This window comes from Archangium violaceum, assembly GCF_016887565.1.
GTDB classification, from domain to species: Bacteria; Myxococcota; Myxococcia; order Myxococcales; family Myxococcaceae; genus Archangium; species Archangium violaceum_B.
On record NZ_CP069396.1, the window covers coordinates 8,364,029 to 8,378,924 of the forward strand.

Consider the following 14,896-nt stretch of genomic DNA (forward strand, 5'->3'; position numbering starts at 1 on the left):
ACCCCGACACGCCGTCCACAACCACATACCCCATGCGGCCGGAGCGCTCCTAACACGGAAACCGCCCGGAATCCAAGGGGTTGCCCCTGCTTGTGGCCAACAGTGCGAGCCTCCCGGACCCCGGGAGACCCCTCGGAAAAGGGGGGCACCCAGGACAGCGATGTCAGGGTACGGCGGCCCGGATGGAGGACGGGGTCGAGGTCCCCATCACCGCGTCCACCTCTGCCTGGATGGAGCGCAGGAAGGCGGCCCGGCTGAAGCGCTCGGCCTGGGCGCGGGCGTCGGCGGGGCGGAACTCGGGCTCCCACTGCTCGAAGCGGCGCACGGCCTCCACCAGCGCGTCCGGCGTCTGCGCGTCGAAGAAGAGGCCCGTGCGAGGGCTGACTGTCTCCAGCGCCCCACCCCGCCCGTAGGCGATGACAGGACGTCCGCAGGCCTGCGCCTCCAGCGGGACGATGCCGAAGTCCTCCTCGGCGGTGAAGATGAGGGCGCGGGCGTCGCGATAGAGGCCGGCGAGCGCCTCGTCCGACACGGGACCGAGGAAACGGATGTGCGAGGGCAACGCCCCCGAGGTGAGCCTGGCCGCCTCCTGACCGGTGCCCACCACCCAGAGCGGCGCGTCCAGCTGGCGGAAGGCCTCCAGCGCGATGTCGAGCCGCTTGTACGGGGCGAAGGCACCCAGCCACAGGTAGTAGCCGCCCTGGCCGAGTCCCTCCAGCGGGTGCTGGCAGAAGCGCTCCAGGGCGACGGGCGGGTACACCACCTGGGCCTCGCGGCCCCAGAAGCGCCGCACCTTGCCGGCGATGTGCTGGCTGTTGACGAGGATGCGGTCGACGCCGGCGGTGCTCTCGCGGTCCCACTTCTGGAGGTACGGCCGCACGGCGTGCGCCGCCACGCGCACCGGGAGCGAGGCGCGCCCGGGCCCGAAGTAGTCGTCGAACAGGTCCCACATGTAGCGCATGGGAGCGTGCACGTACGCGAGGTGCTTCGCCCCGGGCGGCTTGCGGATGCCCTTGGCCACGCAGTGGCTGGAGGAGACGACGAGGTCGTACCCCTCCAGCCGCATGGACTCGATGACCTGGGGCAGGACGGGGAGGAAGTGCCGGTAGAGCTTGTGGATGCGCGGAATGCGCTGGAGGACGGAGGTGTGGATGGGCCGCGACTCGATGCGCGGGTGCACCACACCGGGGCGGTGGACGAGGGTATGGATGTCCGCCTGCGGGAACAGCTCGCACAGTGCCTCGAGCACGTGCTCACCGCCGCGCTGGGTGACGAGCCAGTCGTGGACGAGGGCGACCTTCACGGGCGGGCCTTGTACCACCGCTTGGCCCCGATGCCGACAACCGGGCAACCGAGCCCCCCACGGAGGCCCGCGCGTGTGGTAGTGCCTGCTCCGTGGCGAGCGTCCTCATCGACCTGCGGATGGTCCGTGGCCGGCTGCACGGCATCGCGCGATACGCGCTGGAGCTGGCGTGCCGGCTGCCGGAGATGGCCCCGGACCTGCGCTTCAGTGGCCTCACGGGCCCGGAGGGGCTGCCGGCGGGGCTCGGCGCCCTCACCCCGCGCATCCCCCTGCACCGCTGCCCGGCGAGCTTCCTGTCGCCGCTGGAGCAGCCGGCACTCGGGGCCTCGCTCGCCCGGCTGGGGCCGGACCTGTTTCATGCCACGTCCTTCTCCGTGCCCGCGCTGTGGCCCGGACGGCTGGTGGCCACGCTGCACGACGCCAACCACCTGGTGCTGTCCGAGCAGTACGGCCCGGGCCGCCGCGCCTACTACAAGCTCATCGTGGGCCCTCGGGCGAAGACGGCGCGGGCGCTCATCACCGTCTCCGAGTTCTCCCGCGAGGAGCTGGCGCGCGAGCTCGGCCTGTCGCCGTACCGCCTCCAGGTGATTCCCAACGGGGTGGACGCGCGCTACCAGCCGCCAGCGGCCTCGGAGCTGAAGGACTTCCGGGAGCGCCGGGGACTGCCGCCACGCTTCTTCCTGGCGGTGGGCAACACGAAGGCCTTCAAGAACCTCGGGATGCTGGCGGAGATCGCACCGTCGCTGCCGGTGCCCATCGTCCTGCTCGCGGGAAAGAAGGCGGTCTGGGAGTTGGGCTTCCCGGACAGCACCATCGAGCTGGCCGACCTGCCCGAGGACGACATGCCGCGCCTCTACGGGGCCGCGACCGCGCTGTTGCTGCCCTCGCGCTACGAGGGCTTCGGACTGCCCGCGCTGGAGGCGATGGCCTGCGGCACCCCGGTGGTGGCCGCGCGAGCCACGTCCCTGCCGGAGGTGGTGGGTGAGGCCGCGCTGCTGCTCTCCCCGGACGATGCGAATGCCTGGCGCGAGACGGCGATGAAGCTGCTGCGCGACGACGCCCTGCGCCGGGAGCTCACGGAGAAGGGGCGCAACCGCGCCGCGCTGTTCAGCTGGGAGGACTGCGCCCGGAAGACGCTGGCCACCTACCGCCGGGCGCTCGAGGCACGCTGAGCCCCGCGCGGTGGCATGGCGAGACGCGCGGGGAGGACTTCACCACGCGATGCCCCGCCACCCTTCATCAGCATGAGACTCGCCCTTTCGCATGCGCTCGACGAGCGCTGACAATGAGGCGCGGAGCACCTCGTGCGGAGCATGGTGCCGGCCTCCATGGCCGGCGAGCACCCACTCGAAGCGCACGGAGTCGACGAGCCGGGCGAGCGATTCGGCCTGCTTCTCCCACGAATACCAGCACTGCCTCTGGAAGGCGGAGAGCCGCTGGTTCTCGCGGCTCCAGTACAGCGAGTCGCCGGTGAACAGATAGCGATCCTCCAGCAGGAACATCATGCTGCCCCGCGTATGTCCGGGCACGGGCAGCGCGACCAGACCCTCACGTATCGTCGCCGGTTCCTGGCCCCGCACCAGCGAGGTCGCATAGGGCGCCGCATGGCGGTCTTCCTCGTGAATCCAGACACGCGCGCCGAAGTGGGCCGCATACCGGTCCGCGTCGGCCACGTCATCGCGGTGCGTGAGGAGGATGTCCTGCACCCCTCCGAGTGACTCGAAGCGCTTCACGAGCGGCGGCACGAAGCGCGGCGAGTCCACGAGGAAGTTCCCGGCCTTCCGCACCGCGAAGAACGAGTTGGACCCGTAGGATCTCGACGAGTTGAAGCCGCACAGGTACACCCCCGCCTCGAGCTCCAAGGGGAAGAGCCCCTCGGTGCGCGGTTCGAGCCCCACCACTCCGATGGAGTTCGTGGGGCAGATGAGCATCGCGCGCGTGGCGGCCACGATCTCGGCCTCGGTGGAGGGCTGGCGCAAGACGACCGTCTTGCCATCCTTCTCCCCGAACAGCTCGGGCGCGCACTGTCGCGAGGCATCACAGTCAGTGCACATATCATCGACGAACCAGGGGCCGGGCGCGTTACCCGGGTGACGGCGCGAAGGCTGAGCCATGGTGGGATTCCACACCCGCCCCTCGGGACTGGCAACGAAAAGAAGTGTCGCTCGCCTTCCGGATTGCCGAGGGCTCCACCGTCGCTCAGGATGGAGACATGCGACGTCTCCATCCGTTCGTTCTCGTGGCGCTCCTTCCATTCCTGGTCGGGATGACAGGAGTGGAATGTTGGCCTGCTGTCCAGCAGCAAGCGACTGCGGCTACGAACCTGGAAGGCTCGCTGAACCTTGATGAAGTACCCGCGACTCCTATTCTGGAGACAATCGCTGGCAAGCGCCCCGGCTCGCGTTTTACGCAGAAGGACAAGCTCACGGTCAAGCAGGACAATGCTTCTCGCAATGGAGGCAAGACACAATGTGAGAAGTGTGGTGTCGAGACGGTTCCAGCTCAGCAACATCAGAAAGGTATTACACCTCCCAAGAACGAGACACAGGTCGATCATGTGATTCCCAAGTCCAAAGGGGGCCCTGGAACTCCCGATAACGGGCAGGTCCTTTGCCGGGATTTCAATATCAAGAAGAGTGACAAGGAGCAGTGAAGGTAATTCGACCATGACGGAGCCCGCTCCCGAGCAGTATGTAAAACTGTTGTTCGAGCTGGATCAGGACGAGGACGGTTACCCGCCAGCCAGTGCGGAGACGCTCTGGGCCATCAAGGTGGGTGAGGGTCTCTTCAAGCTCGACAACATTCCGTTCTTCGCGCTCGGCGTCGCCGTGAACGACATTGTCTCAGCCGTGCCGGAGGAGAACGTCTTTCGCTTCAAGGAGGTCGTTCTTCCCTCGGGACACAGTACGATTCGGGTCATCGTCTACGACCCGTCGGATGTGCCGGCTGCTCGTGCGCACTTTCAGCAATTGGGCTGCTCGACGGAACAGAGCCATCTTCCCCGGCTCATCGCCATCGACGTGCCGCCCACGGTCTCACTGGAGAAGCTGAGGCAGGAGTTGGACTCCGGCAAGGATGCGGAGCGATGGGGTTACGAGGAGGCTTGTCTGGGACAGCCTTGACGGAGACCCCCTATCCTGGAGAGTCCCCCTCGAAGCCCGACACTCCCGTCCGGACAAGACCAGATACCGACACGGTCCGCTCCAGCTCGGCGGGGTTGAGACGGAACCAGCGAGCCACGAGCAGCACCTCCTGCGCCTCGTGGGCGCGCAAGCCCACCGTCCTGGGCTCTGGCCGCTCGAAGATCTCGCTCACCTTCTCCTCCAACATCTGTCGCTCTCCGGAAGTCCGCGGAGCAGACAGTTCGGCGCGCACGCTGCCCCGGCGCACGATGTAGACCCGGTCCTCTCCGTCATGGCCGGGCACCGTGTAGAGGAAGGAGAGGCGCTCCACGTCCTGCCCGATCCGGACCAGCTCGGCCTGCACGCCCTCCAAGGTCTCGGCCCGGTCACGGAGATCCGCGGCGTATTCGAACTGGAGGCAACTGGACGCCATGCTCATGCGCTCGCGCAGGTGGGCGAGCGGCTGCTCCGTGAGTCCATTCAGGAAGGCTCGCGCCTGGGCAACACGGGCGAGGTACTCGGTGCGCGTGCACCCTCCCGCGCACGGCGACACGCAGCGCCCGAGCTGTCCCCGGATACAGCGCGGATCCTCCTTCAAGCCGAACAGGTCGATTTGATCCGCGAGTCGCATGGGCGTGTCCGAGGGACAGTCCCGCAGCTCCAGCAGATCCGATACCGCACGCACGGCCTCCACGGCGCGCTGCCGTCCCCGGATGGGCCCGAAATACTCACAGCCGTCGTTGATGACCTGCCCCACGACCAGCAGGCGGGGCACCGGCTCGCGCGTCAGCTTGATGAAGCACAACAGGCTGTCCCGCTTGTGCTCCACGTTGAAGGGCGGACGCCAGCGCTTGATCAACCGGAACTCCTCCAGCAACGCGGCGAACTCGCTCGGGACGTACTCCCACTCCACCCCGTGCGCATGTCCGATGATCTCCGCGGCCTTCTCCCCTCGCTGCGCCCGGAAATAGGAGAGCAGCCGCGTCCGCACCTTCACCGACTTGCCCACGTAGAGCACCTCTCCCGAGGGTCCACGCATGCGGTAGACCCCGGGACGGTTCTCGGCACGGGCGCGGACGTCCGCGCGCAGTTGTGGGAGGCGGCTCGAGCTCACGGAACCGCCAAAGGTACAACCCACGCACACCGGGCGCCGACAGCCAGCGGGGCGGGCGCCTCGGGAACGGCGGAGGGGGGAGCGGAAGAGCAGGCGCTCATTCCGCTCCCAAAGCGCCCTCCTTACTTCCTCACTGGTCGTCGCACGGCGTCCCCAGACGGACGCCCGTGTACACGCCAAGCTCGTTGTAGATGAGCGGCAGGTTCTCGGAGAGAGGCACCGTGCGCAGCTCGGTCTTCTTCTTCTTCTCGATCCACGTCGAGGGCGCCTCCTTGTCCACCACCAGCCGGAGGTCTCCCTTCTTCGTCGAGAAGATCTCCCCCTCCGAGTCGGACACCACGTCCGTCATCTTCTGCTGCTGCAGGTTGCCCTTGGGGCCGATGAACACCCGGAACTTCTTCTCCTCGGACGGATGGAAGCCGCGGTCCACCAGGTAGTAGCGGCCCTTCTGATCGCGCAGCAGCGCATAGGGCACGAACTTCTGCGGGTTCGGCTCGAAGGTGGCCTTGCTCAGCACCTCGCGCACCTTCTCGGACTCGAGCATCGAGAACGGGATGGTCCGCTCACCACAGCGGACCTCGCAGAGCTTCTGCTCCTCCTTCACGTTCACCTCCGAGTACACGCGCATGTCGAGCCCGCGGAACGAGGAGTTCATCGTCTTGTTGAAGAAGCGCGGCTCCAGGAAGTGATTGCCCGTGAGCACCCAGGGCGGAGGCGCCACCGCGACGAACTTGCTCCCGTCTCCATAGGACAACTTCACGCCCTGCTCCTCACCCGGCGCCACCACCACGTAGTGGCCCTTCCCATCCGTGCACACGTGCGTCTTCGCCAGGCGCATCCCCTCCTTGAGCTTCTCTCCCTGGCCTCGCGAGGACTCGAGGTTCTCCTCGAAGTACTTCGTGGCGAACTCCTCCTGGTTCGACGCGTCCAGGGCCGTCGTCCAGCCCACCCGGCCCGCCTGCACCTCCAGCTTCAGCGCCTCGCCGAACTGGCAGGAGACCTCCTTCACCTGGGCCTGGATGGCCTTCTTCGCCTCGGCCGACTCGCACAGCCTCCGCAGCGACTCGAAGGGCGTCCCGCAGTAGGAAGCGATGCTGTACTTCTTGAGCAGATCGTCCGAGATACGGCCCCAGTCGAGCGTCACCTTCACCGAGGTGCCACACGCCTCGTTCATGGACTTCACCGACTCGGCGAGGCCCTCCTCCGCCTGAGCCGTCTCGGCCTTGCGATCGAAGGCCATCAGCTTCGTGAGCGTGCCGTCCGACTGCTGCTTCTTGTGCAGCGCGTACACGTCCTGGGCCTTCAGGGCCTTGGTGCGCGCTTCGTCGAAGGAGACCTTGAGGCTGTCACGCTGGCCGGGCAGGTTGAGGTAGTTCGTCTTGCGGCCCGCGTGCGTGTCGATGACGAAGGTGGAGAAGCTCCGGCCCCGCCACTGCGTGGTGTAGTACACGTCGTCGCCCGACTCGCGGACCTCGTAGGGGAGGACCTTGCCGTCGAGCTCGCTCCCCGTCCCCTGGACCTGGATCAGGGCCTTCTTGCTCTCGATGGGGGTGAGCGGGACGACCGCCACCTGCTCACCCTCGGGGCCAGAGAATACCTTCCCCGCTTCCACGGGAGCCGCCCGCGCGGGGACAGCGCTCAGCATTGCTACCGCGATGAACGTCGCCAGAACCGCTCTCACATCTTCCTCCTGTCGGGTGCGCCCGGACCTGCTCCGGTGGGCGCGAGTGCTCACAACCAAGCCACGTGGGGTAGGTCCTCTCAAGAGGGAGGTCCCGGGCGCGCTCGGGCTCAACTGGTCTGACTGTCGGACCAGTTCGTCCGGAGCGCGACCGGAAGGTGCATCGTCCTTTCCTGCAAGAGCACCCCTGAAAGAACCTACTCCAGCTGGCCTAGAGCTGGATCTCGTGCTTCTTGCAGAACCGGCGGACCCGGTCACGCTCCGTTTCGGACATCAGCGTCTTCCCCTGCCGCCAATTCCCGTTGGCGTCGCCAAGAGACCCCAGGCGGCAGTGGGCACGGGTGCGCAAGGAGAACCCCGCTCCAGACGGGCGGATCCGCAGGCTCCGTGAGGCGAGCTCGAGCGCTTCATCGGTCTTGCCATCGGCCAGCGCGAGCTCGCCTTGCCGCAGCATGCTCCGCACCTCTTCCGGCAAGGTCTCGCTCGACGAGGACACTCGCGAGGCGGGGCGGCGCTCGATGACAGCAGGAGCCACTGGAGGAGCAGGGGCGACCACCACCGGGGCGGGCGCGACAGGGGACGCGGGAGGAGGCGCCTTCATGGCCGAGGCCGCGGGTGCCACCATGACGACCGGCTCGATGGGTTCCCTCGCGAACCGGGGCCCGAACCACCAGCCCGCGGCCACGCACCCGAGGAGCAGCACTCCCGCTCCCGCCATCAGGCCCGTCCTTGGCGCGGGGCGACTCAGAGTCACTTGCGGCGCGGTGGCGGGGACGACCGGAGCGGCGACGGGCCGCTGCTGGGACATCGCCGTCGGCTCGGGGACGAGCGTCGCCGCGAATCCAACGTCATCCGCCTCGGCGGCGACCGGGGCCGGGAAGCGCGCCGTGGACGAGGGCACATGCGTCGCGGCGAACCCGCCTTCATCCCCCACGTTGGAAGGAGCCGGGAAGCGCGCCGTGTTGAGGGGCACGTGCGTCGCGGCGAATCCACCCTCCCCCTCCGGGGCCGGCACGGAGCGCGCCCGCGAGGAGGAGAACGAGGGCACCGCGATGCCCGTGAGCGACTGGAGCGGACTGCCGGTCAGCTCCAGGATGAAGGTGGCCACGTCCGGCTGGCGCTCCGCCGGGTCCTTCGAGAGCGCCCGCTCCACCGCCACGACAACCCGCTCGGGCAGGTCCGGACAGAGGGCCGCCAGGAGCTCGGGCCGCACGTGGACGATCCGGAAGATCACCTGCACGACGCTCGCGCCATCACCAGCGAAAGGCGGCGTTCCGGAGAGCATCTCGTAGACGATGCACCCGAGCGCGAAGAGGTCCGTCCGGGCATCGATCTCCCGGTTCTTCCCCATCGCCTGCTCGGGCGACATGTACTGCGGCGTGCCTATCAGCACCGCCTCCTGGGTCTGGAGCGTCTGCGAGTCGAGCATCTTCGAGATGCCGAAATCGAGCAGCTTCACCTGCTCGCCCACCACGCCGCCGGAGTCGGTGGGGACGAGGAACACGTTGGCGGGCTTGAGATCGCGATGGACGACCCCGGCGCGGTGGGCCGCCTGGAGGGCCGAGCCGATCTGCCGGATGATGGGAAGCGTCTGCTCGAGCGGGAGCCGGCCCCGCTCCAGCCGCTGCTCGAGGCTCTCGCCGCGCAGGCACTCCATGATGAGGAAGGGCGTGCCATCCGGCAGGGCGTCGAAGTCGAGCACCTCGACGATGTTGGGATGGCCGAGCTTGGAGGCGATCTCCGCCTCGCGGCGGAAGCGCGCGTAGGACTCGGGGTTCAGGCTCGCGCTGTTCTGGAGGACCTTGACCGCCACCTGCCGGCCGGGCAGTCGGCGATGTTGGGCCAGGAAGACCGAGCCCATGCCTCCCTTTCCGAGCAGCGAGGTGATCTCGTACGTGTCCTGCAGGACCGTGCCCACACGAATTTCACTGGCAGCAGGTTGGGTCATGGGGAGTCGGGCGCACCTGGGCCCACCCCGAGACTTAGCCCGCCTCGGCCCCCCTTCGCCAGTCACCCCCCGGCGAACCGCCGGACGGTGTCGACGAGAGAGGAGAGATCGAAGGGCTTGCGCAGCACGCCGGAGAGGGAGGGATGTGACACCGGCAGGGCGCTGATGGCGACCACCGGCACCGCGTCGAGCCCCGGAGCGGCCCGCATCCGCTCGAGGAAGGTCCAGCCATTCATCCGGGGCATGATGAAGTCGAGCAACACCAGCGCGGGCCTCCGACCTCCGCACAGCCACTCGAGCGCTTTTTCGCCGTCGGCCATGCACTTCACCTGGAACCCCTCGTCCCTCAGCAGCTCCTCGATGGTGTCCCGCAGGTCGGACTCATCCTCGACCAGCAGAATGACTGGCGGGGCTCCCGCCGGGGTGGACATGGTGGGCGCTGCTTAAGCCAGCGAGCGGCGAAGAAACAGGGAACATCCGCCGGGTCCTACCCAGCGGATCCTCCGGGTCTCAGCGCTCCTCGAACATGGCCTGGAGGACACGCCAGGCGAGCTGGAGCTCGCGTCCGGAGCGGCGCGAGAGGAAGTCGCAGATCTCCGCGACATGATCGGGCCGCTCGCGCTCGAAGTTGTGGAACAGCGTCCTCAAGGACACGTTGAGCCCAGCCGAGAGCTTCGACAGCGTCTCGAGGGAGGGAGAGAACGAACCGCGCTCGATGCGCCGGATGGCGTCGACGGACAGTTCACTGCGCTCGGCGAGCATCTCCTGGGTGAGTCTCCGTGCGGTTCTGAGACGCCGCATGTGGTCGCCGAACCGGAGAGGCAGACGTCCCGCCCCGGCCAGCTTGTTCTTCTCGTTGTCCATACGCACCGCAAATAATTGGTGGGCTACCTCGCGGTGTGAAGTGCACATGTTCGGGGCTGGACCCTGCTTTTGCTCTGGGCCATGCAATGACCCCCGAACCGTCCAACTTCAGTCCTCGCCCAGGGAGGGAAATCGTTCAGCGGTACAATGGACGAGGAAGTCAACTGGGGGTGGAGCGCGAGGGCGGCCCGCTCAACCCCGCGCCCAGCACCAGCATCAGGGCCTGCGAGGCCTGCACGTGGAAGAGCGGATCGTGCAGCAGCGACAGCAGGCAGAAGAAGGCGAGCGCCCCGAGTGCGCCCAGGCCCTCGGGCCGCTTCAGCGGGAAGCGCCAGGCGAGCCAGCCCAGCAGCACCACGAAGAGGATGGCACCCGGCACGCCCGCCTCGGCGGCCATGCTGACGAACTGGTTGTGCGACTTGCCGACGTGATCGCGCGCCTGCTGCGGCATGTCCGGAGTGGCGTAGAGGCGGGCCTGGAAGCGTCCCGCGCCCACGCCGGTGATGGGATGCTGGCGCACCGCGCACAGGCCCGTCTCCAGCAGCGCCGTCCGGCTCCCCGAGCCCTTCTCCGTGGTGCTGTTGAGGAAGCGCTCGCGCAGCGGCTGGTTGAGGGCCAGCGCCAGCCCGGCCAGCCCCAGCACCGCCGCGCACGCGGGCAGGCCCACGCGCCTCGGCAGGCCGAGCACCACCACCAACCCCATCACCGCCACCAGGGCCACGCTGGCCGCCCGCGCGTACGGGAAGAGGCCCACGGCGACGAGCCCCACCACCGCCACGGTCAGCGCCATGGCGCGCCGACGGCCTTCCAGGTGCAGCCCCACGCCCAGCGCGAAGGCCACCGCCATGCCGCCGATGTGCGAGAACTTCAGCCGGTGGAACAGCAGTCCCCCGGCCATGAAGCGATCCTCCGTGCCGGGAACGATCTCGTAGACGCGATCGAACGGGAGGCGCGTCCACGCGAGCGGCGCCCAGGCCTCCGGCGACGGCCACACCCCGAAGTGCTGAAGCCCCGCCACCGCGCACGAGGCGAGGAACACTCCACCCAGCACCCACGCCAGGCGCACCCGCCGCGCCTCCGACAGGGCACCGAGCGCCACCGCCGCCACGGGGATGCCCACGAAGTCCAGCAGGCGCGCCACGCCCGTGCCTCTCGGTGGGTGTCCGGAGAGCAGCGGCGCCAGCAACGCCCACGCGAGGAAGGCCACCAGGGGCGCCCAGGCGCGCAACGCCCCGCGCACGGTGACGCCGCTCCGCCGGGCCACCACCAGCGCGCCCAGCGCGCACCCCGCGAGCCCCACCGCGGACAGGGCCTCCAGGAACAGGCACCCCACGCCCCACAAGGCCAGGAACACCAGGAGCCAGCGCTCGAGCGCCTCGGGCCGCACGTTCACGTGCCTGGCCTCCGCAGCAACCCCTCCCCCTGCATCCACAACAGGACCGCGGCCACCACCAGCAGCACGACCGGGAGCCACGCGGCCACCGGCGGAGGCATGCGCTCGGAGATCGCCAGCGTGCGGGTCACCACCATCAGACCCCACATCGTCACCGAGACGAGCAGCCCCTCGACGATGGCCACCGTCAGGTGCCCCTTGCGCCCCGGACGCAGCGCCAGCCCCACCGCCAGCAGCGCCGCGGGAAAGCCCGCCAACGGGTAGGCGAAGCGGTTGTGGAACGCGAGCGAGAACTGCCCCGTCTCCAGCCCCACCTCCCGGCGCGCCTGGATCTGCTCGCGCAGCACTGGCAGCCGCATCTGCTCGGGCCGGCCGGGGCGGATGCGGAAGGTGTCCGGGGTGACGCCCAGTTCGAACTCGGCTTCGTCCAACTGGCGCACCTGGGACTGGCCGTCCTTCGTGAAGGAGCGCTCCACCACGCCGCTCAGCTTCCAGCGGCTGCCCTCCATCGGGGACATCGTCTTCGCGTCCAGGCGCCTCGCCAGCCGGAAGTCCGGCGTCACCGTGAGGATCGCCACGTTGCTGAAGCCCTCTCGCGCACTGCCCTCGCGCAGGTAGAAGATGTTGTCCCCCCGGCGGAACCACTGCTTGGGGCTGTGGTACAGGCCCCAGTCACCCCAACGGTTGAACTTCTCGGTGGTGATCTGCTCCACGCGCCGGGCCGCCTTGACGACGACGAGCTCGTCGAAGGCGACGAGCCCCACGCAGGCCACCGCCACGCACAACGCCACGGGCAGATAGAGGGCGCCCGGTCCGAAGGTCAGGGCGCGCATCGCCGTCACCTCGCCCCGCTTGCGCAGGGAGGACACCGAGGCCCCCGCGGCCAGCAGCAGCGCCGCCGGCCCCACCTGCTGGATGGAGACCAGCGCCTTGTTGGCGTACAGCACCGTCACGTTCCAGACCCAGCCCTCGCCGGTGTAGTTGCGCGCCCGGTCCACGAAGTCCACGACGAGGAACACCGTCACCACCGCGGCGAGGATGCCCACCGCGAACTGGAGGTACGTGCGCGCCACGTAACGGAAGAGCGTCCGGTTCACCGCACCGTCCCCGAACGGTTGACGCGGTACATGGCCACCACGCCCGCCGCGCAGAAGAGGATGTTGGCGAGCTGGCCCGCCAGCGGCACCGGCAGCTTGCCCTGCTGTCCCATCTGCTCGAAGAGCCGCATGAGCAGGTAGAAGAGCACGTAGCCGCCCAGCGTGAAGAGGTAGCCCCACGCGCGTCCGCCCTGCCTCCGTCCAATGGCCAGCGGCGTTCCCAGCAGCGCGAAGGACAGCGGCGCGAGCGCGTGCCCCACGCGGTTGTGCAGCGCCATGAGGAAGGGCCGGGCGTCTCCCCCGGTGCGCTCGGCCTCGTCGGCGGCCTGGAGCAGCTCCACCGGCGTCAGCTCCTCCTTGGGCGAGCGGAAGCGGTTGCGGCGCCCCATGGAGCCCTCCACGCCCACGGCGATCTCTCCCTTCTGGAAGGTGACGACCGAGTAGGCCGAGGAGGTCTGGTTGGCCCGGTGCGCCTCGCCATCGCCGAGCACCAGCGTCAGCACCTGTCCGGAGGTGTTCGTGTTCACCTGCCCGTTGTGCGCGAGCATCAGCAGGGGCGAGGACGGCTCGCGGTCATCGTACAGCAACACGTTCGTCCACCGGCGCTCCTCGCCCTCCACCGTCTCGGCGTAGAGGGTGAGGTTGGACAGATCCTCGTAGAAGACGCCCGACTTCACGTCGCCCACCACGTTCTTCTTGATGATCTCCGCCACGAACCCCTTGACGCTGGTGAGCCCCCACGGCTCGGCGGTGGAGGTGAGCAGCAACATCAAGCCGGCCAGCACCGCGCCGATGGCCAGCGGCCCGGCGAGCAGCTGCACCGGACCGATGCCGAGCGCCTGCAGCGCGGTGAGCTCCCGGTCCTCCGACAGCCGGCCCAGCCCCAGGAGGATGGCCAGCAGGAAGGCGATGGGCAGCGCCATCATCAGGAAGTGCGGCGCGAGGTAGAGGAGGAGCTGCCCCATGTCCTGCAGCGTCACCGCGGACCCGAGGAGCACGTCCGTGCCCCGCAGGAACTGCATGACGAAGAGGAGCAGGAAGAGGAACGCCACCCACACCCCCAGGGGGATGACCAGCTCCTTCAGCAGGTAGCGCGCGAGCAGCTTCACGGCGTCGTGCCAGGCGCCCGTAGCCCCTTGGCGCCGATGTCCCGGCGGAAGTGCATGCCCTCGAAGCGGATGCGGTCGATGGCGGCGTACGCCTTGGAGCGGGCCTCCGCCAGGTCCGCGCCACGCGCGCACGCGGTGAGCACCCGGCCACCGGCAGTGAGCCACGCACCGCCCTTGTCCTCCACGCCCGCGACGAACACGGGCGCATCGGCCGGGACGGAGTCGACGCCCTGGATGCGGTCACCCTTCCTCGGCGCCTCCGGGTAGCCATGGGCGGCGAGCACCACGCCCACCGAGGCCCCCGGGTGCACGGCGAGCGGGCGGGACTCCAGCCGGCCGCGCGCGCACGCATCCAGCAGCGGCAGCACGTCTTCCGCCAGCTGCATCATCAACACCTGCGTCTCGGGGTCTCCGAAACGCGCGTTGAACTCGAGCACCCTGGGTCCGTTGCGCGTCAGCATCAGCCCCGCATACAGCGCACCCCGGAAGGGGATTCCCCGCCGCCGCAGCGTCGCCAGTGTCGGGGCAATCACCTGCTCGCCCACCTCGGACAGCTGGGCGGAAGACAGGAAGGGCGCCGGGGCATACGCGCCCATGCCGCCGGTGTTGGGGCCCGTATCGCCCTCCCCCACCCGCTTGTGATCCTGCGCCGGAGGGAGCAGCACATAGCGCTCACCGTCGCACAGGGCGATGACGGAGACCTCCTCGCCCTCGAGCAACTCCTCCAGCACCATGCGCTGGCCCGCCGCGCCCATGAGGCCCACCGCGCGCACCGCCTCGCGAGCGGCCTGGACGTCCTGCGCCACGATGACGCCCTTGCCCGCGGCCAGTCCGTCCGCCTTCACGACGATGCGGCCCTGGGCCATGGCGTAGGCCTCGGCGTCGGCCACGTTGTCGAACACCTGGAAGGCCGCCGTGGGCACGCCCGCCTCGGCCATGATCTCCTTGGCGAAGGCCTTGGAGCCCTCGATGAGCGCGGCCCCGGCCACCGGACCGAAGCAGGGGATGCCCGCTGCGGCGAGCGCATCCGCAACGCCCGCCACCAGCGGAGCCTCGGGGCCCACCACCACCAGGTCCACCTTCTCCCTCCGGGCGACCGCCACCACCGCGTCGGGAGCGTCCGCCTGCACCGGAACGTTGGTGCCCACGCGGGCGGTCCCCGGATTGCCCGGACCGATCAGCAGCTTCGTCAGCAGCGGACTCTGGGACAGCTTCCAGGCGAGCGCGTGCTCTCGCGCGCCGGAGCCGAGGAGAAGGACCTTCAC

14 protein-coding genes are annotated in these 14,896 nt (G+C 69.0%); 3 read left to right on the forward strand and 11 right to left on the reverse strand.

The annotated features are described in order from the left end of the window. Positions 1-163 precede the first annotated feature (163 nt). Positions 164-1,303 carry a glycosyltransferase gene (locus JRI60_RS33195; RefSeq protein ID WP_204219942.1) on the reverse strand — a complete coding sequence of 380 codons (1,140 nt, stop codon included), beginning with the start codon at positions 1,301-1,303 and terminating at the stop codon, positions 164-166. A gap of 119 nt (positions 1,304-1,422) precedes the next feature. Between JRI60_RS33195 and JRI60_RS33200 the strand changes: the two genes are divergently transcribed. After that, positions 1,423-2,475, forward strand: a complete 1,053-nt coding sequence (locus JRI60_RS33200) for a glycosyltransferase family 4 protein (RefSeq protein ID WP_204229196.1) — start codon at positions 1,423-1,425, stop codon at positions 2,473-2,475. Positions 2,476-2,514: 39 nt separating this feature from the next. Here the strand turns inward: JRI60_RS33200 and JRI60_RS33205 are convergent, their stop codons facing one another. Next, the gene (locus tag JRI60_RS33205; RefSeq protein ID WP_204219943.1) at positions 2,515-3,417 is read right to left on the reverse strand and encodes an MBL fold metallo-hydrolase; all 903 of its coding nucleotides are present in this window, start codon (positions 3,415-3,417) and stop codon (positions 2,515-2,517) included. Positions 3,418-3,461: 44 nt separating this feature from the next. On the opposite strand from JRI60_RS33205, the gene JRI60_RS33210 reads away from it, so the two are divergent. Together JRI60_RS33210 and JRI60_RS33215 are read left to right on the forward strand one after the other, a co-directional pair. After that, a complete protein-coding gene (locus JRI60_RS33210; protein ID WP_204219944.1) occupies positions 3,462-3,956 on the forward strand; it encodes an HNH endonuclease in 495 nt (164 codons plus the stop codon). Between the two features lie 13 nt (positions 3,957-3,969). After that, the gene (locus tag JRI60_RS33215) at positions 3,970-4,425 is read left to right on the forward strand and encodes a DUF4265 domain-containing protein (RefSeq protein WP_204219945.1); all 456 of its coding nucleotides are present in this window, start codon (positions 3,970-3,972) and stop codon (positions 4,423-4,425) included. Between the two features lie 10 nt (positions 4,426-4,435). Here JRI60_RS33215 and JRI60_RS33220 read toward each other — a convergent pair whose 3' ends face one another. From JRI60_RS33220 to purD, 9 genes are all read right to left on the reverse strand, one after another. Further along, positions 4,436-5,539 carry a nuclease gene (locus JRI60_RS33220; RefSeq protein WP_204219946.1) on the reverse strand — a complete coding sequence of 368 codons (1,104 nt, stop codon included), beginning with the start codon at positions 5,537-5,539 and terminating at the stop codon, positions 4,436-4,438. 130 nt (positions 5,540-5,669) lie between these two features. After that, positions 5,670-7,220, reverse strand: coding sequence for a hypothetical protein (locus JRI60_RS53690; RefSeq protein WP_239469849.1), 1,551 nt, complete (start codon positions 7,218-7,220; stop codon positions 5,670-5,672). A gap of 211 nt (positions 7,221-7,431) precedes the next feature. Beyond that, positions 7,432-9,138, reverse strand: coding sequence for a serine/threonine-protein kinase (locus tag JRI60_RS33230; RefSeq protein WP_343213349.1), 1,707 nt, complete (start codon positions 9,136-9,138; stop codon positions 7,432-7,434). 92 nt (positions 9,139-9,230) lie between these two features. Continuing rightward, positions 9,231-9,599, reverse strand: coding sequence for a response regulator (locus JRI60_RS33235; protein WP_204219948.1), 369 nt, complete (start codon positions 9,597-9,599; stop codon positions 9,231-9,233). A 79-nt stretch (positions 9,600-9,678) separates the two neighbouring features. Continuing rightward, positions 9,679-10,032 (reverse strand): helix-turn-helix domain-containing protein, encoded by a 354-nt coding sequence (locus JRI60_RS33240; protein ID WP_204219949.1) that lies wholly within the window; start codon positions 10,030-10,032, stop codon positions 9,679-9,681. A 160-nt stretch (positions 10,033-10,192) separates the two neighbouring features. Continuing rightward, positions 10,193-11,425, reverse strand: coding sequence for an O-antigen ligase family protein (locus JRI60_RS33245; RefSeq protein ID WP_204219950.1), 1,233 nt, complete (start codon positions 11,423-11,425; stop codon positions 10,193-10,195). Continuing rightward, positions 11,422-12,522, reverse strand: coding sequence for an LptF/LptG family permease (locus JRI60_RS33250; RefSeq protein ID WP_204219951.1), 1,101 nt, complete (start codon positions 12,520-12,522; stop codon positions 11,422-11,424). The genes JRI60_RS33245 and JRI60_RS33250 overlap by 4 nt, the downstream gene beginning before the upstream one ends. Further along, positions 12,519-13,631 (reverse strand): LptF/LptG family permease, encoded by a 1,113-nt coding sequence (locus JRI60_RS33255; protein ID WP_204219952.1) that lies wholly within the window; start codon positions 13,629-13,631, stop codon positions 12,519-12,521. Before JRI60_RS33255 ends, JRI60_RS33250 begins: the two co-directional genes overlap by 4 nt. Next, positions 13,628-14,896, reverse strand: a complete 1,269-nt coding sequence (gene purD / locus JRI60_RS33260; protein WP_239469850.1) for a phosphoribosylamine--glycine ligase — start codon at positions 14,894-14,896, stop codon at positions 13,628-13,630. The genes JRI60_RS33255 and purD overlap by 4 nt, the downstream gene beginning before the upstream one ends.